Annotated in this window: 21 protein-coding genes; 9 read left to right on the forward strand and 12 right to left on the reverse strand. The window is 53.5% G+C overall.

Annotation, left to right across the window (positions count from 1 at the left end; all coding sequences use genetic code 11):
• Nucleotides 1–16: 16 nt before the first annotated feature.
• Together ACQ4M4_RS01525 and ACQ4M4_RS01530 are read left to right on the forward strand one after the other, a co-directional pair.
• A complete protein-coding gene (locus ACQ4M4_RS01525; protein WP_430682679.1) occupies nt 17–1,012 on the forward strand; it encodes a tetratricopeptide repeat protein in 996 nt (331 codons plus the stop codon).
• Complete coding sequence (locus ACQ4M4_RS01530) at nt 1,009–2,244, forward strand: ATP phosphoribosyltransferase regulatory subunit (RefSeq protein WP_430682680.1); 1,236 nt, start codon at nt 1,009–1,011, stop codon at nt 2,242–2,244. Before ACQ4M4_RS01525 ends, ACQ4M4_RS01530 begins: the two co-directional genes overlap by 4 nt.
• A 165-nt stretch (nt 2,245–2,409) precedes the next feature.
• Here ACQ4M4_RS01530 and ACQ4M4_RS01535 read toward each other — a convergent pair whose 3' ends face one another.
• Together ACQ4M4_RS01535 and ACQ4M4_RS01540 are read right to left on the reverse strand one after the other, a co-directional pair.
• On the reverse strand, nt 2,410–3,537 hold the full coding sequence (locus ACQ4M4_RS01535; RefSeq protein ID WP_430682681.1) for a YcbK family protein: 1,128 nt from the start codon (nt 3,535–3,537) through the stop codon (nt 2,410–2,412).
• 267 nt (nt 3,538–3,804) lie between these two features.
• Nucleotides 3,805–5,031, reverse strand: a complete 1,227-nt coding sequence (locus ACQ4M4_RS01540; protein ID WP_430682682.1) for an alpha/beta fold hydrolase — start codon at nt 5,029–5,031, stop codon at nt 3,805–3,807.
• A gap of 544 nt (nt 5,032–5,575) precedes the next feature.
• Here ACQ4M4_RS01540 and ACQ4M4_RS01545 point away from each other — a divergent pair.
• On the forward strand, nt 5,576–5,860 hold the full coding sequence (locus ACQ4M4_RS01545; RefSeq protein ID WP_430682683.1) for a hypothetical protein: 285 nt from the start codon (nt 5,576–5,578) through the stop codon (nt 5,858–5,860).
• A 247-nt stretch (nt 5,861–6,107) separates the two neighbouring features.
• The gene (locus ACQ4M4_RS01550; protein ID WP_430682684.1) at nt 6,108–6,335 is read left to right on the forward strand and encodes an indolepyruvate ferredoxin oxidoreductase subunit alpha; all 228 of its coding nucleotides are present in this window, start codon (nt 6,108–6,110) and stop codon (nt 6,333–6,335) included.
• A 131-nt stretch (nt 6,336–6,466) separates the two neighbouring features.
• Here ACQ4M4_RS01550 and ACQ4M4_RS01555 read toward each other — a convergent pair whose 3' ends face one another.
• The 6 genes from ACQ4M4_RS01555 to ACQ4M4_RS01580 form a co-directional block, all read right to left on the reverse strand.
• Nucleotides 6,467–8,701: a glycoside hydrolase gene (locus ACQ4M4_RS01555; RefSeq protein ID WP_430682685.1), complete on the reverse strand. Its 2,235-nt coding sequence runs from the start codon at nt 8,699–8,701 to the stop codon at nt 6,467–6,469.
• A 172-nt stretch (nt 8,702–8,873) separates the two neighbouring features.
• Nucleotides 8,874–9,113 (reverse strand): NifU family protein, encoded by a 240-nt coding sequence (locus ACQ4M4_RS01560; protein ID WP_430682686.1) that lies wholly within the window; start codon nt 9,111–9,113, stop codon nt 8,874–8,876.
• Nucleotides 9,114–9,244: 131 nt separating this feature from the next.
• Complete coding sequence (locus ACQ4M4_RS01565; RefSeq protein ID WP_430682687.1) at nt 9,245–9,913, reverse strand: DUF3386 domain-containing protein; 669 nt, start codon at nt 9,911–9,913, stop codon at nt 9,245–9,247.
• Between the two features lie 174 nt (nt 9,914–10,087).
• Nucleotides 10,088–10,708: a metal-dependent hydrolase gene (locus ACQ4M4_RS01570; protein WP_430682688.1), complete on the reverse strand. Its 621-nt coding sequence runs from the start codon at nt 10,706–10,708 to the stop codon at nt 10,088–10,090.
• Entirely contained in the window at nt 10,709–11,281 is a 573-nt protein-coding gene (locus ACQ4M4_RS01575) for a thylakoid membrane photosystem I accumulation factor (protein ID WP_430682689.1), read from the reverse strand. It abuts the gene before it with no gap.
• 298 nt (nt 11,282–11,579) lie between these two features.
• The gene (locus tag ACQ4M4_RS01580; protein WP_430682690.1) at nt 11,580–12,032 is read right to left on the reverse strand and encodes a single-stranded DNA-binding protein; all 453 of its coding nucleotides are present in this window, start codon (nt 12,030–12,032) and stop codon (nt 11,580–11,582) included.
• A gap of 685 nt (nt 12,033–12,717) precedes the next feature.
• Between ACQ4M4_RS01580 and ACQ4M4_RS01585 the strand changes: the two genes are divergently transcribed.
• Together ACQ4M4_RS01585 and purE are read left to right on the forward strand one after the other, a co-directional pair.
• Nucleotides 12,718–13,026 (forward strand): hypothetical protein, encoded by a 309-nt coding sequence (locus ACQ4M4_RS01585; protein ID WP_430682691.1) that lies wholly within the window; start codon nt 12,718–12,720, stop codon nt 13,024–13,026.
• 152 nt (nt 13,027–13,178) lie between these two features.
• Nucleotides 13,179–13,700 carry a 5-(carboxyamino)imidazole ribonucleotide mutase gene (gene purE / locus ACQ4M4_RS01590; RefSeq protein WP_430682692.1) on the forward strand — a complete coding sequence of 174 codons (522 nt, stop codon included), beginning with the start codon at nt 13,179–13,181 and terminating at the stop codon, nt 13,698–13,700.
• 45 nt (nt 13,701–13,745) lie between these two features.
• On the opposite strand, the gene ACQ4M4_RS01595 is transcribed toward purE, so the two are convergent.
• The 4 genes from ACQ4M4_RS01595 to ACQ4M4_RS01610 all read right to left on the reverse strand — a co-directional run bounded on the left by ACQ4M4_RS01595 (nt 13,746) and on the right by ACQ4M4_RS01610 (nt 16,631).
• Nucleotides 13,746–14,717 carry a glycosyltransferase family 2 protein gene (locus ACQ4M4_RS01595; protein ID WP_430682693.1) on the reverse strand — a complete coding sequence of 324 codons (972 nt, stop codon included), beginning with the start codon at nt 14,715–14,717 and terminating at the stop codon, nt 13,746–13,748.
• A 256-nt stretch (nt 14,718–14,973) separates the two neighbouring features.
• Nucleotides 14,974–15,594 carry a hypothetical protein gene (locus tag ACQ4M4_RS01600; protein ID WP_430682694.1) on the reverse strand — a complete coding sequence of 207 codons (621 nt, stop codon included), beginning with the start codon at nt 15,592–15,594 and terminating at the stop codon, nt 14,974–14,976.
• A 35-nt stretch (nt 15,595–15,629) separates the two neighbouring features.
• Nucleotides 15,630–15,920: an Asp-tRNA(Asn)/Glu-tRNA(Gln) amidotransferase subunit GatC gene (gatC, locus tag ACQ4M4_RS01605; RefSeq protein WP_430682695.1), complete on the reverse strand. Its 291-nt coding sequence runs from the start codon at nt 15,918–15,920 to the stop codon at nt 15,630–15,632.
• A 189-nt stretch (nt 15,921–16,109) separates the two neighbouring features.
• Nucleotides 16,110–16,631 (reverse strand): photosystem I assembly protein Ycf3, encoded by a 522-nt coding sequence (locus tag ACQ4M4_RS01610; RefSeq protein ID WP_430682696.1) that lies wholly within the window; start codon nt 16,629–16,631, stop codon nt 16,110–16,112.
• A gap of 431 nt (nt 16,632–17,062) precedes the next feature.
• On the opposite strand from ACQ4M4_RS01610, the gene ACQ4M4_RS01615 reads away from it, so the two are divergent.
• The 3 genes from ACQ4M4_RS01615 to mutL all read left to right on the forward strand — a co-directional run bounded on the left by ACQ4M4_RS01615 (nt 17,063) and on the right by mutL (nt 20,688).
• Nucleotides 17,063–17,509, forward strand: a complete 447-nt coding sequence (locus tag ACQ4M4_RS01615) for a hypothetical protein (RefSeq protein ID WP_430682697.1) — start codon at nt 17,063–17,065, stop codon at nt 17,507–17,509.
• 94 nt (nt 17,510–17,603) lie between these two features.
• Entirely contained in the window at nt 17,604–18,908 is a 1,305-nt protein-coding gene (locus ACQ4M4_RS01620) for a hypothetical protein (protein WP_430682698.1), read from the forward strand.
• Between the two features lie 115 nt (nt 18,909–19,023).
• Nucleotides 19,024–20,688: a DNA mismatch repair endonuclease MutL gene (gene mutL / locus ACQ4M4_RS01625; RefSeq protein WP_430682699.1), complete on the forward strand. Its 1,665-nt coding sequence runs from the start codon at nt 19,024–19,026 to the stop codon at nt 20,686–20,688.
• Nucleotides 20,689–20,853: the final 165 nt, after the last annotated feature.

Below are 20,853 nucleotides of genomic sequence, written 5' to 3' on the forward strand. Positions count from 1 at the left end.
TTGGAAGAGGGTTTGCATGTCGCTAAAGATTGACCAAGGCTTGTTTGGTTTTGAATTTACCGATCATCATGCTGTGCTAGGTGCACCGGTCGATGCCGATGCCAAAGAGATCCGCAAGTACTATCTCAAGCTAGCTAGGCGACTGCATCCCGATAGCTGCGCGAAGGAGAGCGAGGAAGATCGCCAGCGCGCGGCTGAGTTTTTGTCAAAGCTGGTGAACCCGGCCTACGAAATTTTGTCGAATGAAAAGAGCCTGGTTGAGCATCAAGTTTTGCTCAAGCTGAAGGGGCAACAGGCCCTGCGGCAACAAGAAACCGTCGTGCTGACGGGAGAGGTGTCGCGCAAGCTCGCAGAAGAGCGGGGCGAGCTGGATTATGCCTATCGAATGGCTGTCAAAAAGCTGGCAGAAGAGCAGTATCATCACCTCGACAAAACGATAGACGTGACGGGTCAAATCAGCGAGTTGAATTTGGTGTACGTCATGCGGAAGTCTGGCAAGAGCGACTTTTTGTCGCCTAGCCCTGCTGCTCCAACGACTCAGATGCCTGCATCGGGAGAGAACCGCACCACAGCACCTCCTGCCCCCGGACGACCTGCCGCCGCTCCCAAGCCTCCACAAACGAAAGATGCGATTGTGGCAGCGTATATGAGGCGATCGCAAGAGTTTGAAAAGAAAAACGACTTTACCAGCGCCATCAAAGAATTACGAGATGCGCTGCAAATGGCCCCAACCAATGCGACCGTTCACAGCCGTTTGGGATTGATTTATTACAAATCCAAGCAGCTCACCATGGCCAAAATTCATTTCCGTAAGGCGCTAGAGCTAAACCCCGAAGACACTATTGCCCAAGAGGGAATGCGCCGAATTGATGGTGCCGCTGCCAGCGCCCCCGGCCAAAAAGCCGCAGCCAATCCCAAGAAACCCGATGCTAAAGCAGCCAAAACGCCCCCAAAAAATGGTAAGTCTCAAGGTGGTGGTTTGTTTGGTTTGTTTGGTGGGAAAAAGAAATGATTTATCAACCCCCTGTTGGTGCGCGGGATCTGTTTCCGCTGGATGTTGCACAAAAGCGATGGATTGAGGATCGCTTGCAGCAAGTCTTTCACCGCTGGGGGTATCACCGCATCATTACCTCGACGCTTGAGCGCATGGATACGCTGATGGCTGGGGGGGCTGTGCAGCGTTCGACCGTGCTGCAACTGCAAGATGGGCAAAACGAAGAGTTGGGATTGCGTCCGGAACTCACAGCTTCCATCGCCCGTGCAGCAGTTACTCGGATGGCGGGGGCGACCTTGCCGCTGCGCCTATATTACACGTCGAATGTGTTTCGACGGTTGGGCAGTAGCGCTTTTGATCGGCAGCAGGAGTTCTTTCAAGCGGGAATTGAACTATTGGGTGCAGGGGGCGTTGCGGCAGATGCTGAGGTGCTGCTTCTGGTAGCCGATTGCTTGAAGACCCTCCATTTGCAGAATTGTCATTTAGTTTTAGCTGAAGCCGGACTGACCCGATCGCTCTTTTCTAGCTTCCCTGAGTCGATTCGGGATGAGGTACGGGGGGCGATCGCCCGGTTAGATCGCATTGGCTTAGAATCGCTGCCCTTGTCGGACGAGTTGCGCGATCGCGCCTTGCTGCTGCTAGATTTGCGGGGTCGGCCTCAAGATGTGTTGCAGCGAGTCACCAGTCTCGACCTCACGCCACAGCAGCAAAGCATTGTTCATAATCTCAAAGCATTGATCGACCTGTTGCAGGAAAGCCTTGCTCAGGCGGGAACCTCGTCGCCAACGTTGGTATTGGATCTAAGCTTGATCCAAACCTTTGACTATTACACGGGAATTGTCTTTGAAATTGTGAGCGATCGCGCCTCGGGTCGGCGGGTGCTGGGACAGGGTGGACGCTACGACCAACTGTTAGGGCTTTACCACCCCCAAGGCAAGGCGTCGCCCGGTGTTGGCTTTGTGTTCAATATCGAAGATTTGCACCAAACGCTACTACCTAGCGGCCATCTACCAACGCAAACTCCCAGTGCCGACTGGTTGGTAGTACCGCGATCGCCCCAGGCCTATGCTGCAGCCTTTGCCCATGCTCAAACGATTCGTACCTCCACCAGCCTGGTACGGGTTGAGCTAGAGCTTGGCGTTCAGCAAACACCCGACACCATTCGAGACTATGCGCGCGATCGCGGCATTCCTCAACTGGCCTGGGTGGATGTGGATGGAACCGTTAGTGTAGAAGCGATCGGCTCCTAACTTAATTCTTGTTACTGCTGCTGATTGCTGAGCAGCAGCCTAGATGGAAGAAGAGACCCTAGAACAGCAGGGTCTCTTTGCTTTTTACCTGATAACGCCAGTTGCGGTTCATGGCTTAGCGTTCAGGGATTGTTGGACCTCACATGGCGATCGCACCAAGAGACGCTAGAACCCCCATGAACGGCGAGAACCCACATCCAAATGCACAATGTGCTTGCGATTGCCGGGGTAAATGCCGATGCCACCTGGCCACCAGCTCATAACAGCATTTGCAACCTGACGACCGCTCATACCCGCCACAACCAAATCTGCCGCCTTGCCGCCTAGGTGCTGGCTGTTGCGCACACCTCCTGCACGTCGATTAAACGGCTCAGGTCGATACCAAGAGGTTACCTTAAAGGGGCATCCCAACTGCTCACGCGCACGCTGGAGCGGTTGGGCCAGCGCAACAATGTTCTCAACTTCCTGGACGGTTTTGGGAATACGGCTACCGCCATGGGTGGCCTCCGCCCAGCTAAAGCTACCTCCCGGAATGATCGGTTCACACAAAAAGACCTTGCCTTTGCCCGGTAGCGTTATGGTTGGGCCACTGTAGGCAGGTGGTTTACTAGATGCAGGAGGCTGCTCCACCCGTCCTGCAGCCACCGGTTGAGGCACAGCCACTGGTTGAGGCATCGGTTGGGGAGCCGCCGCTGGCCTTGGAGCCGAGATCGGCGCAACCAGCGGATCAACATCCGGCAGGGGATACACCACGGCATTGTCAAACTCAACTTGAGCATGAAACTTGTATACGTACCACGTACTCAATCCGCGAATGTAGTCCTCAGGCTGATTAATGGCAAAGCGAATGTGATCGTTAAAGCTGCCTGCCACATCAGAATAGGCATAGGAATGCAGGTCAAAGGTAGTGCCAACAGAAACTTCAGCCATTTCCTCAGGCGATAGTTCCGAGGCAAAGACCGGCCGCCGCTTAAGGATGGTAGGGTGCGTAATTCTGAGAATTTGAACCGCAGATTGCTCTTCTAGGGGATAAACGATCGCACCGTCAAACACGACTTCTGCAGAGCGATTAAACACAAACCATGTGTTGAAACCGTTGATAGCCTGCTCTTTGAGGGCAAATTTGATGTGTTCGTCAAAATCGCCAGAAGAATCAGCCCATGCGTAGGAAGCAATCTCGTATTCTGTCCCAGCTTTGACCGGGTATTTTTCATGCTCGGGCAAGTGCCCCAAATGCTCTGGACGCCGCTTAAGGAACGAATCACGCGTAAACCGCAGTATCTGTTTGGTCATAAACGCACCCTGGAAATGACTTAGAGTTCTTGAAGTGTAGAAAAAGACGGTATTCCTTAAATCGCACAGGAACAAAAAGTCTTTAAGCTATACAAACATAAAAAACATCGTCCGAATGGAGTGTTGGTTTAACTTCACAAGATTGTTTGAATTATTTTTGGCATTGGGTGCGATCGCTCTCTGCCATTACCCTCATGGCGCAGATGAGTCATGGGCTTTTTGGGAAAACCGTTGCCCAGCCGAGTTTCGAAAATCTGCAGTACACCCCTAGCCCTGGCTTGGCATTGCCTCACAGTTAGAGCCAGTGGGTCGTTGAGCAAAGCGATCTTGAATCCAGCCCACCGTCACAATGCCAGACTCATTTCGCGCATCGTGGCCCACCCCAGGCAGGCGAACCAACTCAACATCTTCTCCAGCGGCACAGCGGCGCGCAACCTCCGCCTCGCTTAGCTCCAGCGGAATCAGCGGATCTGCCGTGCCATGGGTAATCAACAGCGGCACCGGAATGGGATCGCGTGGCGTGTTTTGATCAATAATGGTGCGCCATGGCTCAGTCGCCATTAAATCAACGCTCAAATACTCCGATGGCTTGAGCAACGTGCCCAGCGTTAAAAATGCGGCAGGCGTAGACACACAGGTCGTCGCCATTCGCTCAAACTGCTGCCGATGCTCTGGTCGGATGATGTCGTCTAGATTGGCATTGGGATAGGTGTGGCTCCAGGCATACAGCGCTTCTCCAATAAACACACCACCACCCTGGTCATCGGTTTTGGCTTCGATAATGCCAGCTAAGTTAATGGCCGGAGCCGCCGCCGCTGCCGCCACCAAGGTTAGCTCTGGAGCATAGGTCGCAGCCGACTGTGCTGCCCACATGGCCGCCTGTCCCCCCTGCGAGGCACCCCACACCACAAAGCGATCGCCCGCATTTACCCCCAACTGCTGCGCTGCCCGCACAGAATCGAGGATGGAGTGAGCTGACACACTGCCGACTAAATAGGGGTGAATGCCGGGTGTTCCCAAACCGGGATAATCGGTTGCCACAACAACAAAGCCCTGCTGCACCATCAAATCCACAACCGGCGTTTGCTTGTAGGGGTCTGCGGTGTGGCTCACTCCGCACTCTGGCAACACGCCAATGGTGCCGTGCGCCCATGCCACCACCGGAAGCGGTGAGTTACCTGCATCTTTGGGCGCGACGACCGTACCCGTAACGGCGATCGGCTGACCATTCATGCCAGTAGAAAGGTACATAATGCGCCACGCTACGGCTCCTTCGGGCAGATCTGCCAGGAGAGGCTCTTGGCGCAGAATCGTGCCCGGAGTGCCTGCTGGCAACAGGTTTGGTGGCGTATAAAACGCAGAGGGAGCAATCGGGGTGATGGCGCGTTGAAAGCGCCAGTACAAAAATCCCAACCCAGCCAGCAATATGAGCCCGCTGAACACCAGACCGCGATGCCACGGCTTCAAACGATTCCAGCGCTCTTTGATCTGCATAACTCTGCTTTTTATTAGGGACAGGACTTACGCAAGCCCACTAAATTAAGAGGGTTCGTGTTGTGGTGGCGTGCTTCCACACCACCACAACACAAATGCGTAAGTCCAAAGAGCATAAAAAATTAATCGGATGCTATCACATTCCTGATTAGGCAGGGGTTTATCCATGCAGGGCTAACATTTTGGTCCGCTCTGGGCTCGCTGAAGCAAATGGCGCGATCGCCCTCCGATTGAGTCAAACATAGCTCGAATGATGTTGCTTAGAACTCTTCTTTGAAAACGTGGGTTAATGCAGCTAGATTTAGGATCAAGACCGTATGTGAATGTTTCTGGATGAGACCTGATATTGTGCCGCCAGGTCATAGATAAGGGAATTATTGTCAGACTGCTAGCAAGCGCTCCCATGCTTGATTGATTTATTGAACTAATGAACAGCTCAGGATCCAGTTCACAACCACGCATCTATCGCCATCTACCTATACTCAGGGACAAAAAGGAAATTGAGAGGATATTGCGTTGTGGATCGATAGAGGATCTTTTAATCTTGCCATTAGCATTGGGCGAGAATTTTCCAGATTGGAAATATGCCCAAGATGTACGTTTGCGTTTAGCTGAACATTCAAGTGATAAGGTACGGGCTAATGCTTGCTTAGGTCTTGCATACATTGCACGTACAAAGCAGCGACTAGAGAAGCACCTTTTTAAACCGATTCTTTTACGTGAACTTCGTTGTCAAACTGAATTTCGCTGGCGAATAGAAGATGCAATCACAGCGATTAATCGTCATTTAGCATGGCGCTTAGCACATCAGCAAAAGAAAAATAAATAGGTTATTAAAAGAGATCGTCCTACAACTCTGCATCGGAACGTGGAACTAGATCGCTCAGTTATGGTGCAGGGATTGATGCTGCCGCTCAAAGGGGGTCATAGAGACACCAAAAATCAAGGGAATCACAAGCAAGATAGCTTTGATCCTGATAGTTTTTTATAGTGAATGAAGGGTCAAATTTGACTCTTGCTGGACTTAACGCAAGTCCTGTCGTCATTGTTGATGTATTTGAGAGAAAGAGAACACTGTGCCGCACACCATTGTTACCAACACCTGTGAAGGAGTTGCCGATTGCGTCGATGCTTGCCCTGTGGCGTGCATTCATCCTGGCCCTGAGAAAAATACCAAGGGCACGGATTGGTATTGGATTGATTTTTCGACCTGTATTGACTGTGGCATTTGTCTCCAGGTTTGCCCAGTCGAAGGGGCCATTGTGCCCGAAGAACGGCCTGACCTGCAAGAAACCCCGCAGTAAAGCGGCTGTGGCGATCGCACCAATCAAGCCGCACTGATGCAACGCGCCCAATCCAAAGACCCCGCACTATGTGCGGGGTCTTTAGGTTCAGGATAAGTTTGTTGGAGTGCAAGGACTATTGGGGTTAATCGCTAAGGCACATTGACCGGGATCAGCGCATTTTCCGGCAGGTAGCTAACGTAGCGGCTGTCTTCCGCCAAAATCACCACCAGCCGTAGCGACCAGTCGGGACCAATTTCCCGCAGATCTCCCCAAGGAATGGCAACCTCCAGGCAAGTATCAAACCCAACTTGCGCTTTGGTATGGCAGGAGTGCCACTGGAAATACTCGCCTGCTTCTTGCAACCAGCGATCGCCCGTGGTCAAGTTGATCCCCAAATGATGGTGGAAGTGATAGTTCATGGGGGCTTCGTCGGGCAGCTCCGCAATCGGAGCCGGACTGTTGTGCATCGTGCGATCGGGGTAGAACCATAGCAAATGCAGCTCTGGAGGAATATCAATACCGGGGCGCGTGCCGCTGGCAAAATCCACCCGCAAATACAAATTCAAGTGATCCACTCCGTACCAGAGGCGCTGTACCTTGCTGCTGCGGTGCATGGTGCCCCGCGCGCCGCCGACCTCAATCCGGCCCGCTTTATCCCAATCCTGCTCATCCGCTCGCCCATCAATCATGGGGTGGATAAAGCTGGTGGGGGCATGGTCCCAATGGCGGGTATGGTCTTCCACGGGACGGCGCACCTCCGGTGGGATCGGCTCATTGAGCGCGGTGTAGATGGCGGCCAGGTGCTCTCGAAAGAGTTGATCAAACATGGCATCCTGGTTGGAGCTGTGGCCTTCACCAAACCACCAGAACCAGTCCGAACCTTCAGCCGCGTAGAGCGCTTCCCAGGCTTCGGGGTTGGCCTCTTCGGTGGCTTCGGGATGGTTGGCCAGGGTGATGCGAGCTTGGGTGAGCAAATCCCAGGCTCGGTTTTTGGCGGGATCGCCAATCCAGGTGGTGAAGCTGCCATCCACCCAGGAGCCGCTGTGCAGGCTCTCGGCAGGAATGGTGGCCGTGGGTGGAAATTGATCGAGAAACTCCGACACGGTGACGAGCTGAATGCCGTCGTGCTTGCTGAGCTGGCCGTACAGGTTTTCCAAAAAGGGCACGCCATCGCGCTGATAGTATTCCCAGCAGTTCTCGCCATCCAGGGCAATGGTGACCAGCCACGGATGTTCCAAAGTGCTGGAACCTTCAGCCTGGTGAGAAACGAGTTTGTGAGCGATCGCCTCTAAATGGCCCACCAAATCTGCTGCCGCTTCTTCCGGCTGCATCATGCCGTAGGTGAAACCAATCAGATCGGAAAGGCGGTGATCCCGAAAGACAATCGCCAAATCGCCGTGGGGCGTTTCCAGGCGATAGGGGCGATACATTAGCTCCGGTTCTTGCACATTTCCCGATCCATCGCGATGGAAGAAGTGCTTGAGCGTCCAGCCCAGTACCGCCTCATCGGAAATGATCCAGCTGAATCCTTGCGCGGCAATATAGGGCAAGATGCTGGGGCTGACAGACTGCTCTGATGGCCACAATCCCCGAGGTTCACAGCCAAAGCGATCGCGGTACAGGTCTTTCGCTTTTTGCAAGTGGCGAGGCAGATCTTCCGACCATTGGAAGCGGTGCTGGGGCAACGCCATGTTGGGGACGGCCACCCGACCCGCATCGGTATCAGCCAACAAAGGCAAAATCGGGTGGGTGTAGGGCGTCGTCGTCACTTCTAGCTGGCCCGACTCCTGCATTTTGCGGTGCTGCGGCACAATGCGGCTCATGATCTCCCGCTGCTTGGAGTAAATGCGCTGGCGATCGCTCAGGCTAAAGTTGCGGTCCTGCTTGAGCCAACCTGCAATGTCGGAATCATCCCAAAACAGTGGATCAAACCAAGCCAAGTTGTGCCACGCTAGCAGGTCGCTAAAATCTTGTGGGCTCCAGTGATCAATGCACCAATCCCAACCTTTGTCTTGCCGCTGGTGAAATAGCTCAGAATACCGAGGATGGGGATCCACCAATGTGTGGTGATTGCCATCAAAAAAGTGCTCGACAATAAAGCGTCGATCTTCTTCGCTTAACTCGTCGGTGGAAGACAGCGCCAGCGTCAAGTACGGATCAAACGCGGTGCCTTCTACATAATCCTCAATTTGCATGATCAGCGAGGGAACCAAGTTCACCGTTTGATGCAGCTTGGGATATTTTTCGAGCAACAGCACTAAATCGAGATAGTCCTTAGTGCCGTGCAGCCTCACCCAAGGCAAGCGATATTGCCCCGCTGTGCGACTTTTGTACAACGGTTGGTGCTGGTGCCAAACAAAGGCAACGTAGAGCGGATGAGTCATAGGTTATGTAGAGGAGCGACCCGATGATAGAGGAACAAAATCAGGGGTATAGCATCCTAAACCAAGACAGCTTGATGACGGATGCCCCAAATGCCAAACAGCGGGGAACGCGATCGCATTCCCCGCTTTCGAGTCTATCAGCCCGTTTACCCGAGCGGATCTTCAGAAGGGGTTAGAGAACCTGTTCCACTTCAGCAATTTCGGGAATGCGCTCACGCAAACGGCGCTCAATGCCCATGCGCAACGTCATGGTGGAGCTAGGGCAAGAACCACAAGCGCCTTGGAGCCGAAGCTTTACCACAGGCCCATCTAGCTCGACCAATTCGACGTTGCCACCATCCGAAATGAGGTAAGGGCGCAACTCATCTAAAACAGATTCAACGTTTGTAGGTGTAAGTTCCAGTGTTGACATAGGGGTACCTAGCGCGATCGCAATTCGCAATACATCTATTGTAAGAGATCGAACGATGAAACCATGGGAGGGGATAATTGGACACCGCCAACCCTTGCCATTGAATCTGTACGATGCTCTTTACACTGCTCTTAAACTGTGGCTGGTTGCAGCAGAGCAATGTTGGAGAAATTGAAGTCGTTCACATGGTTTTTACCATGGAACTCGGTGGTGATGGTGCGCTGAGTCAACACGTAGTAGTCGCCCACTTTGGTGTATTGATCGTCAAATTGGCTCACGCCACCCTTTTGCTCGCCCGTGGTGGGGTCGTGGTACACCGAGTCGTAGGTGTGGGAGAGGTAGCCCTCAGGGGTGTCGTGGGTGGTGAAGGTATTGATGGTGACAACCACGCCATGAATGTGACGGTGCACAAGAACCACTTTATTATCGCGAACTTTGTAGCGATCGCCCGTAGACTTGCCTTCAACAATAATTTCCACGGCCCCCGTTTCGTCGGTTTCGCCAAGGGCAAACTGGTTGTTGGCATGGGTCGCTTCAAACTCGCGGCGGACCCGGTGAATGGCAATTTCCCAAGCTTGCTCGGCGATCGCCTTTTTGGCAGCTTCGTCTTCTACGTCCATCACTTCGGCTTTCAGGTCGGGGTTCACGCGCACCTTGCCCGTGTGCACCTTGCCGTCCATCGTCAGCGTCACATCAGCGGTATAGCCCGGAAAGTTGGAATCCCAGGTGTAGCGATTTTCGTAAGCCGCCCGCATCAGCACCCGTGCATCCGTCGTAACGGCTCCAGTTGTTCCTGTCATGCTTAAACCTCCTGTTGTCCTTTCACAGTGTAACGAGTCACGGTAGAGCATGGATGCCTAGGTCTTGTTTCTAGGTCTTGTTTCAATGTGTGGTTGATGGTTGTGGAAGGGTTCGATGCACCCTTCCACAACCACCAACCCACGTCTAGGACATCACCGATGTCTTCTTGCCCTTCAGCGGCTCAGAGAAGCCACCCAAACCATAAAGCCAATAGAAGTCGTGAATCCGGCCAAAACGAGCAGTAGCCGCTTACCCAAACCCACCGCACGCTTGGTAAGCGCCAACAGACTGAGGATTAAAGACAGCAAGACTCCTAACTCAATCAAAAGATTGCGATAGAGAAAATAGTTGGTGAACTGAATGCGCCCAGCACTAGGCAACAGCCCAAACGGCAGCCGAAAGGTTTGGGTGCTGAACGGGTACAGCACTGGCAGCGGAAACACCCCCGTCAGCAAATCCAACACCAAATGAGAAAGGCCAACCCCAACAACTTGCACACTCTGCCATTTGTGCGGTGTTCCTCGTTTGCCCAATAGCCAAAGCACCAGCACAGTGCAACCCGGTATCAGCAAAGCGAATAACAACGAATGGGTTGTTCTAATCCGCTGGTTTGCCTGCTCCAGGATGAGAGCGGGGACGAGGTAGTCAACATCGGGAAGGGATGCGACCACCAGCAGCCAGGTTGCCCAACGCCAGCTGAGGTGGGTTTGCCTTGGTGAAGGGCTAGCCTGCATGCGTTGAGTGATGGCATAGGTTGCCAGCCCTGCCAAACTGTGTCCCACAAACGATGACACCTACTTCACCAATTCGGTGTTGATTTCGTTGACGACACGACGCTTGAGTTCAACCGATTCTTCGCGAGGCAGCAGGTCAAACACTTCGCGCAGCACATCGTCCATCCGTTCGTAGGGAATATTGCCCACTTCGTTGAACAGAATCGTATTGTCTTTGTCGAAGATGATGGTTTGCGGCACTTGTCCCGAATAGTAGTAACCTGGCTCAGTGGAATCGTACTGGTCTTTTACCGGCAAGGAATCGACCCGAATCGGCAAAATATCCACCACTTTGCCATAGTAGGCTTCGACCGTAGACAGCACTGCCGAAAACTGCTTACAGTCGCTGCTGTCATCCACATAAAAGCTGAGGACGGTGGGATAGTTTGTGCGCTGAAAGGCTTGAGCCAGGGTCACTTTGGGGGGAACAAGGTAGCCGTTTCCAGCATAGAGAGGAAAGATGTCGCCATCGTAGTGATCGTCGGTCAGGCTGGCCATGGCAGGGTTGGCCCAGCCCAGTACCAACAGCAGCGCGATCGCTCCTGTCCACACCCACCGTTGCCATTGAACCCACAGTTTGCTAAATCCGCTCATTCGAAGTCGTGTTGTCGCACATAACGCTATGTCTCATTCTGTAACATTTGCGGCACTACTGAACGGGCGACCGCAGAATCCATTTGCAAACCCGTAGAAGCCCCAAATACACCAAAACTTACGCAGTTGAATGATTTTTGGGGCGCTAAGCGCCCCAAAAATCATTCAACCCTCTGGTTTTTCGGATGAAGTGCGTAAGGCCTATGCACAACGGGACAGAATCCTTAATCAGAACTCTGTCCCATCTCGAATTGGTTGAACGGTTGGGCGTATAGAGCGAGATCGCCCTAAACCGCCTCTAGAACGGAATATCGTCGTAGTCTACAGCGGCAGGAGCCGGGGCAGCGGGCTTGCTTTTGGCCGGGGCTTTGGCGGCGGGGGCAGCGGCTTTGGCGGCGGGCGCACTGGCGGCGGGGGTGGCCGACGGTTGAGTGCTGGTGATTTCGCCAGCACCCACTTTGTGAACACGCGAGGCAGTCATTTCGGCACGCTTTTCTTTAAAGCCGTTGGGGTTATCAAACGACACCATGCCCAATCGCCCCTCTAAAAGGACGCGATCGCCTGCATGAAAGTTTTCCTGAATTTCTTGAGCCAAGTTGCCCCAGCCCACAACCTTGAGCTTGGATGGTGGATCATCTTCCCGAATGCCAGAAAACTGCACCAACATTTCGGTAATGGGCAACTGATTATCGGAGGTGTAGCGCAGCTGCGGTTCTTCAATAATGTCGGCCATTACAATAAATTGGTTCATCGCTGCACACTCCTGTTGATGATGCAAATGAATGGCGCAAAGAGGGTTTTGGTTCGCCCGTACTATACGCCTATGGTAACAAATCTCCGCTGACCACGTTGGGGTAAAAGCATACTCAACTCTAGCGCAAAGCTTTGATCCCCATAAAAGACTTTCACTCCTTTTATTCGCCGCTTTTCAGCGTTGTCTATTCCACGTGATGTAAAGCAGGATGATGGAGATGTAACAGTTCATCCAGCCGAAATCCCTCTCACAAAGGATCTCTGAATTGGAATTGATCCAAAGGTTGAACTCGTTTGAAATTATGTTTCAGAAATCGCTTAGGGATTGCAAATTGCAACAAGTTCGCAATCGTTGCAAACAATCCATCGAAGTTGGTAAAACCAAGTGCGATCGCCCAAACCCTTTGCTACAAGGGCAATTGAGCCGATGTAACAGGGTATGAAGTAACGTTTAATGTCATCAGTCATGAGCCTTTGCTTCGGTCTGTTAGGCTACAAAGTAATTCGGCAGTGATATGACTTCGACGTATGGCTGCTTGTATGCTGCGAGTACGGGTTTCGGTTCGAGATCAGGAATTTTTAAGCCAGATCGCAAATGAGTTCGCAGGTTGCTGCGAATAGCTAGGCAATTGCAGTGCGCCCTAGCGTTTGTTCCTTGGTGTTTCAGGTTGAGTGGTCAAGCCATGAATAAGTTTTGCTTTGAATGGATTCAAGAATGGTGCGAAGAGAATGGCTGGACAGATCCCTTCCAGGAAAGTAAGCAGTATTGGGCATTTCCTCCCTTTGCGGTAATGCCATTGCCCATTCCCAACGAAGCGCTAGAAGTGATTAAGCTGGAGCGCGGCCTCACTAGCCACGAAAAGTATTGGAATATGGCCGCTTGGTCGGTGTCGGTTTGCTCTGCGGCAGCCAGTGTTTATGCCCATTCGCCCATGCCTATCATGATCGCTTTTGCGTTCTGTGCGTTTGTGTTTGGCATGATGGATGAGTAGGTTTGCGCGATCGCCCTATAGATAACCAAAACAAACGTTCAACCTTAGATACCTTTTTTTAACCAACACCATGAAGCCGCTTTGGTTTGCCTGAGGTCAGCCAAAGCGGCTATTCTGTAGGTTTCCAAATTTAGCGGTTAGCGGTTTAGTTTATGTCTTCTCCGGTGATTGGCATCATTATGGGCAGCGATTCGGACTTGCCAACCATGCAGGGAGCGATCGCCATTTGCGAACAGTTTGGTGTGCCCTGCGAAGTGGCGATCGTTTCGGCCCATCGCACTCCCGAACGCATGGTGGATTATGCCAAAACTGCCCACCAGCGCGGCATTCAAGTCATTATTGCCGGGGCAGGTGGCGCAGCGCATTTGCCCGGAATGGTCGCCTCGCTCACGCCCTTGCCTGTGATTGGCGTTCCCGTCCTCACAAAAGCGCTACAGGGCGTAGATTCGCTGTACTCCATTGTGCAAATGCCTGCCGGAATTCCGGTTGCAACGGTGGCGATCGGCAATGCTCAAAATGCCGGATTGCTGGCCATCCGCATTCTGGCTAGCCATGATCCCGAGTTGCAAGCCAAAGTTTTGGCCTATGCCCAAGGATTGAATGACATGGTGATGGGCAAACAGCAGAAGTTAGAGGACATGGGATACCGGGACTATTTGCAGCAGATGGGGTAGGAGTAGGGAATCGGGAGTAGGGGGTAGGGAATCGGGAGTAAAGAGTTAGAGGTTGGGTTCGGTGAGGGTCTCAAATCCGCCGACTTCCGACAAAATGTAGAGCGGACGACCTCGGGTTTCTTCGTAAATGCGGGCAATGTATTCGCCCAAGATACCGATGCAAATGAGCTGTACGGCGCCAATGAAGAACACCGCAACGGCGATCGCCGCAAACCCTGTCAGAGGCGAATTCACTTCAAAAAATCGCCAGTAAATCACCAAAACCGCCATAATGAGGGCGATCGCAGCAGCCATCAATCCCAAATAGGTCGAGAGCCGCAGCGGCACCGTGGAAAATGAGACCAGCCCGTTGATAGCCAAGCGCAACGACTTGCGAAACGTGTATTTGACCGGGCCAGCATAGCGGGGATCGCGCTCAAACGGAACCGCTGTTTGCCGAAAGCCTACCCAGGCCCGTAGCCCACGAATGTAGCGATTGCGCTCGGGCATGGCATTGAGCACTCGTACCACGGATCGATCCATCAGGCAGTAGTCGCCCGTATCGGTGGGAATATCCACATCGGCAAGGCTGCGCAGCACCCGATAGTAGCCAAAGGCAAACAGCCGCTTCAGCCAGCCTTCTTGCTGCCGCCGCACCCGCTGGGCGTACACCACGTGGTACCCCAGTCGCCACTGTTCCACTAAGTCCAAAATCAGCTCGGGTGGGTCTTGCAGGTCGGCATCCATCACCACCACGGCTTCGCCTCGCGCCAAGTTCATGCCTGCGGTGACAGCAATTTGGTGGCCAAAGTTGCGCGCCAAGCTGAGATAGCACACGCGGCGATCGCGCTCATGCAGTTCCCGCATCAGGGCAAGGGAGCGATCGCGACTGCCATCATTTACCAAAATTAGCTCCGATGGGCCATCCAGCATATCTAAAACGGCACTCACTCGCCGATATAGCTCAGGAATGGTGTCCTCTTCGTTATAGATTGGCACCACAATCGAAAACCGTGGAGAACACTGCGGCTCTACCATTAGGCACCCCGAAAAAACACGCTTAAGTTTGGTAGGACTTACGCAAGTCCACCAAATCTGGTGTGTTTGTGTTGTGTGTGGGGTGCTTTGTACCCCACACACAACACAAGTGCGTAAGTCCTGTTTGGGATAAATATCCTAAACCATCCTGGAGAGCGATCGCCTAGTCCATGGGGTAGTTCCTGATCCCCAACTCAGCAGAAAGCACGGCCTAGGCTCTAACACGAGGTTGAAGTAATGGGGCTGAACCAGAGCGCTATCGACAGTTGAGGGAGTCAAACACTTGATTGGCGCGATCGCGCGCCCCATCTCCCGCCGTCGTTAGCGACACAAAAAACACATCAGCCTCGTACTCCACCACCGTTTGCATGTTCACGGCAGCGCGCACCGTTTCTCCAGGGGCTGCGTTGGTGTCGGTTTGCTCTCCATCTGCAACCAATACCGTTACCGCTTGTCCACAGAGCTGACGCGACTCTTCTTGCTGAGCCGTCACCCGAAACGTGGTACCCGGCACTTCTGCCTCACCCTCAAATGAGCGCTGCATTTCATTGATATCGACCTGGCCGGCATAGCCCGCCATCTTGCCAACAAACAGCGACGTATCGGCAGGTTTTTGGGCACTGGCGACTCCGGCCATTTGCATCGGCCCAAGGCCAATGGCTACCACACCCACCGCGCCCCCGGGGATCTCGTAGTCCATCATTTCGGAAGCTTTGGTGGCGGCCGACTCAGGATCCACTGCAAGCGTGAGATAGCGCTGTGCAAAGAATGCCAAAGCAGCGATCGCCCCAATCATGACAAGCGCAACTCCTCCACAGCCAAACGCAACCCATTTCCAGGTATTGCCCGAAGGGGGTGGAGTTGGAGAAGCCGTCATGTCCAATGCTCCTAGCCGAGTCAGTTTGTAAATTGCTAATCGTTCAAAATTTGAGGAACACGAAAATATTCGCCATCGCGATCGGGTGCGCCGTCCAAAATTTGCTCTCGGTTGGGGTCGGGCTGGAGCGCATCGGGTCGGGTGACATTCACCATATCAATGGCGCGGGTCGTTGGCTCTACCTCACTCGTATCGAGCTGGCTCAGCTGCTCAAAGTAATCCAAAATGCTGCTGAGCTGGGTGGTGAACTGCTCTTCTTCGGTAGGAGTCAGTGCCAAACGGGCAAGATGAGCAACTTTGTGAACTTGTTCGCGATCGATAGACATAGAGGGAGGAAGTAGAGGTTAGGGATTAGGAGTTAGGGACTAGGAGCAAGAATGGGGAGTCGGGAATGGGGAGTCGGGGGAGGAGAGAGAGGCTGGTGGGCGATGCCCACCTTTGGGGTTTTGGGAAACCAGAGATGGTTTTGGGAAACCGGAGACTCCGGAAGCTTGGGTTGGTAGCCCAAAAACGCGTTAGAAGAAAATGTCGGCTTTGGAGCGGCCTGTGGTTTTGAGCCAGTTTTGGGCTTCGATGTAGTTGTTGGGGGCAAGGCGAATTGCCCGCTGCCAATATTCGGCAGCCTTGTCGTAGTAATCATCGGCAGTGGCGCGATCGTTTTCAGCTTCGGCTCGCTCGCCCAGGTAATGGTTAATCACCGCAATATTGTTGAGCGCTTGAGGCATACGAGGATTGAGCTCTAGCGCTTCTTGATATTTTTCTAAGGCTTTGTCGTGTTCGCCGTTGCTGGCGTAGATCAGCCCCATATTGTACAAAATAAAGCTGCGATCGTAGGGATCATCCTCTAGAGTTAGCGCTTCTTCGTAGTTGGCCATGGCTTCGGCATACTCACCATCGGCCTGGGCAGACATTCCATCCCGGTAGTAAGCAAACGCTTCTTTGGCGCGCTGCTTGGTGGGCATGATCTTCAAAATGATGTCGGCCATGACCGTAAAAGACTTGTCGATAAAGTTATCGTTGCGCTGCGATCTTGGCATAGAGCAAGGGGAGGATAAAGGACCGTTTTTATAAAGGGTGGTTGCGCCTAGAACAGGCAGTCATCAAGGCCAATCATTACCAATTGGTGTTGACAATCTTAAAGCTACTTTAGCGTCGTTTGGGTGCGATTCTCCAAGATTGGGAAAGACCGTTGCTGGATCGTTACATCTGCTAAACCGACCTTTGCTAAGCCGATTGAGAATGAGTTGATTTAGGAAACGGCATCGTCAATTATGCTGGTCAGGCAGAGGGGCGATCGCAACGAGTGTGTGACATCTATCACATCATTCTGCTTGGGCAATCACGGATACAGGGGCGATCGCATCACGCCAGGTTGCCCGTAATATCACGCAGTGTAGCCCTGCCAAATCACCCGACAAATTGGGCTACTCCTCGATACTAAATCTAGTCGCGGAGTTCCTGAATCGTTATGAACCAATTAGGTTTGTTAGTGTCGTCGTCTCAGTCCATCCAGCGTGGGGTTGATCCAACCGAATCTCGTCAACCTGGATCTCATCACACCGAATTTCGCCCAGCGAGTGTTCACTCTGCTGCTAAGAATGGTGTCAGTGCCGAATCGCACGTGAAACAGCCCATGCCTACCCTGCTGGATAATGTTGTCGTTTTCCCCGATGGGTCGGTCATGTGGGTTGCCGCTGAGGCCGCAGTTCCCCATGAGGCGGCAGCCGAGCGATCGCAGGTTGAGGTGGGTGCAGGCTGTTGCTGTCAATCGGCGCGATCGCACCATTCCTTTCTCGAAAAAGTGGCGATCGCCCTATTGCTATCGCTTGTGGGCTATCTGTTGCCCCTGTTGCGCTTCCCACCTCAAAACGCCCAGGCTCTTTGCCAGACAACACCCCAAAGTTCTGTTCGGTGATTCTCTCTAAAATTACGTTGTCGATTTCCCTCGAATGTCCCTAGATTGGAAAGGAGATTGGGAAACTTAGATACGCTGCGAACGAGGCAAAGTCATGACGCCAAATCCCGAAATTATGCGGGCTGTCGAAGCACTCCAATATCGAGTTACCGCCGGAGACGTGGCCGCCAAAGTTGGGCTGGATATCAAGCTTGCTGAGCAGGGCTTGCTGGCGCTCGCCTCCGAAGCTGGGGGCCACATGCAAGTTGCCGAATCTGGCGATGTCGCTTTTGTGTTTCCCCGTCAGTTTCGTTCAATTTTGCAAAGCAAGTATGTTCGGCTACGGTTGCAAGCTTGGTGGAATCAGGTTTGGCGCGTTTTGTTTTACATAATCCGCATCTCCTTTGGGATTGCGCTGGTGGCCTCGCTGATTTTGATTGTGCTGGCCATTCTTGCTATCTACATTGCGCTGATGACAGCCAATCGAGATGGGGATAACGACAGCATTGGCGATCGCAACGGCGGCATCCTATTCTTGCCACGCCTCTGGTTTGGCATGGATTGGTACTACATTTTCTTGCCCGACTACTCGCCCCGACGCTACAAGCCGGGAGCCGGGGGCAAAGATGGCGAGCTGAGTTTCTTAGAGTCTGTGTTCTCTTTCCTATTTGGGGATGGCAATCCCAATGCAGACCTGGATGAACGCCGCTGGGGGGCGATCGCCACCGTCATCCGCAACAACCGAGGAGCCGTGGTTGCCGAGCAAATTGCACCCTATTTGGATATCGCAGACGGCAGTACCAGCCAAGAGTACGAAGACTACATGCTGCCAATCCTGACCCGATTTAATGGCAGCCCCGAAGTCAGCGACGACGGCCAGCTCATCTACCGCTTTCCCGAACTGCAAGTCAGCGCCAAGCAGCAACAAGCCAAGTCTGTGCCGGCCTACCTCAAAGAAAATTTGTGGAAGTTTAGCAAAGCCTCCTCGGGTCAGCTCACCTTGGCAGGCAGCCTGGGAGCTGCCAACTTGGTTGGGGCGGTGTGGCTGGGCTTTTTGCTGCGGGATGGGTTTGCGGCGTCCCTAGGAGGCATTGTTGGCTTTGTGGGCGGCATTTACGGCTTGCTGTTGGCCTATGGGCTTGGGTTTATCGGCATTCCCCTGCTGCGCTACTTGTGGATTCAGCGCCGAAACCAGAAGATTGAAGCCCGCAATGTACAACGCCAAGATCGCGCAATTTTGCTCAACGAAGCCAACTCAGCGCTGCAACACAAGCTCAATTTTGCCCGTCAGTTTGCCACCGAAAGCATTGTTGGTGAAGACAACCTAGCCTACGACTCGCAACGCGAGCTTACCGAACAAGAGCTAGAACGAAAGGATGCGATCGACAATGAATGGTATCGCCGCCTAGAGGGGTTGTAAGTGCCTTACCAAGTTGCAAGGCTTCGTCGAGAGCAAGGCTGAACCACGACAGAATTTTGCGTGCACGTGCGGGTTTTCACGCTCTGCTGAACCGTTCGCCCGTATCCTTGGTTTCATGGCTGCAATTCAGGCTCTACCCGACGATGTTATCCACTTAATGGCGGCTGGAGAGGTCATTGACTCTCTGGCGGCGGTGGTACGCGAGCTGGCCGAAAATGCACTGGATGCAGGCGCAACCCACATTCGCATCGCGCTTTGGCCGCAGCAATGGCGAGTACGCGTGGCCGATGATGGGGTCGGCATGAGCAATGCCGATTTGCAAGCGGCTGCAACTCCCCACAGCACCAGCAAAATTCATCAGCGAGAGGACTTGTGGCAAATCCACAGTCTGGGCTTTCGTGGTGAGGCCTTGCATAGTTTGGTGCAGCTTTCGGAACTGGAGATTGCCAGTCGCACCGCAGAGGCCGATGAAGGTTGGTCTATGCGCTACACCGCTGGCGGAGGCGTAGCCCATGCCGAGGTGGTGGCGATCGCCCCCGGAACGATCGTCACGGTTTCCAACTTGTTTGGTAATTTGCTGCCTCGCCGCCACAGTTTACCCTCGCTGGCACAGCAGTTGCGTGCTGTACAGCTAACGGTATATCGGTTGGCGTTGTGTCATCCCCAAGTCACTTGGCAAGTGCAGCAGGGCGATCGCGATTGGTTTTGCATTTGGGGTGGGGCAAGCGCTCAGCACATTTTCCCCCAACTGTTGCGTGAGGTGCAGCCGCAGGATTTGCAAGTGCGATCGCATCGGTTTGATGGCAATGCGGCCTCGGTAGAGGTGCTGCTAGGGTTGCCCGATCGCTGCCATCGTCGTCGTCCCGACTGGGTCAACGTTGGCGTCAATGGCCGCATTGTGCACCATCCCGAACTAGAACAAACAATTGTGTCTGCATTTCGACGCACTCTGCCGCGCGATCGCTATCCCGTTTGCTTGGTACAGCTGCGGGTGCCGCCGGGTGCCGTTGACTGGAACCGTCATCCAGCCAAGGCCGAAATTTACTTGCAATCGCTGGATGAATGGCGCGATCGCATTACCCACGTCATTCACCAAACCCTCAGCCTACAAGCAAACACCCTGGCGGACTCCGCCTATAGCCAACGAGTCGAGCAGGTGATCAAAGCGGCGGAAATGGAAGGTGTCTATGACTCCAGTCGCACCATCCCATCTCCCGATTCCCCACTCCCCACTCCCCATTCCCCCCTCAAAGCGATCGCCCAACTCCACAACACCTACATTCTGGCCGAGCATCCCTCAGGCATTTGGCTAGTGGAACAGCACATTGCCCATGAGCGCGTGCTGTACGAACAACTGCGCGATCGCTGGCAGATGGTGCCGCTCAATCCGCCGATATTGCTGTCGCAGCTCAGCCCCACCCAAGTCGAACAGTTGCAGCGGCTGGGCATCGAGATAGAAGATTTTGGTGAAACGGTGTGGGCCGCGCGAACCGTGCCAGAACCCCTAAGCCAGCGCGACGACTGTGCAGAAGCCCTGGTAGAACTGAGCCTGGGCGGCGATTTGGAAACAGCGCTGGTGGCTACGGCCTGCCGCACAGCCATTCGCAACGGGATGCCACTCACCCTGCTCGAGATGCAAACCCTACTCGGCCAGTGGCAAGCCACCCAACAGCCACGCACCTGCCCCCACGGTCGCCCCATTTGCCTCATGCTGGAAGAATCTAGCCTGTCGCGTTACTTTCGACGGCACTGGGTCATTGGCAAAAGCCACGGCATATAGCAGACGAGAACTTTCTAGCATCCATTCGCTCGCATGATGCGTACTGTGAACAAAGCAATCTGTGTCGCAGCGATCGCGCATAGGTACTCAAGCAAGCAAAGCGTATCGAACTGACTCACTGCATCCAAAAAACCCAGGGGGTTGAGTAATTTATGGAGCACTAAA

The organism is Leptolyngbya sp. AN02str (genome assembly GCF_050565595.1).
GTDB lineage: Bacteria > Cyanobacteriota > Cyanobacteriia > Elainellales > Elainellaceae > Kaiparowitsia.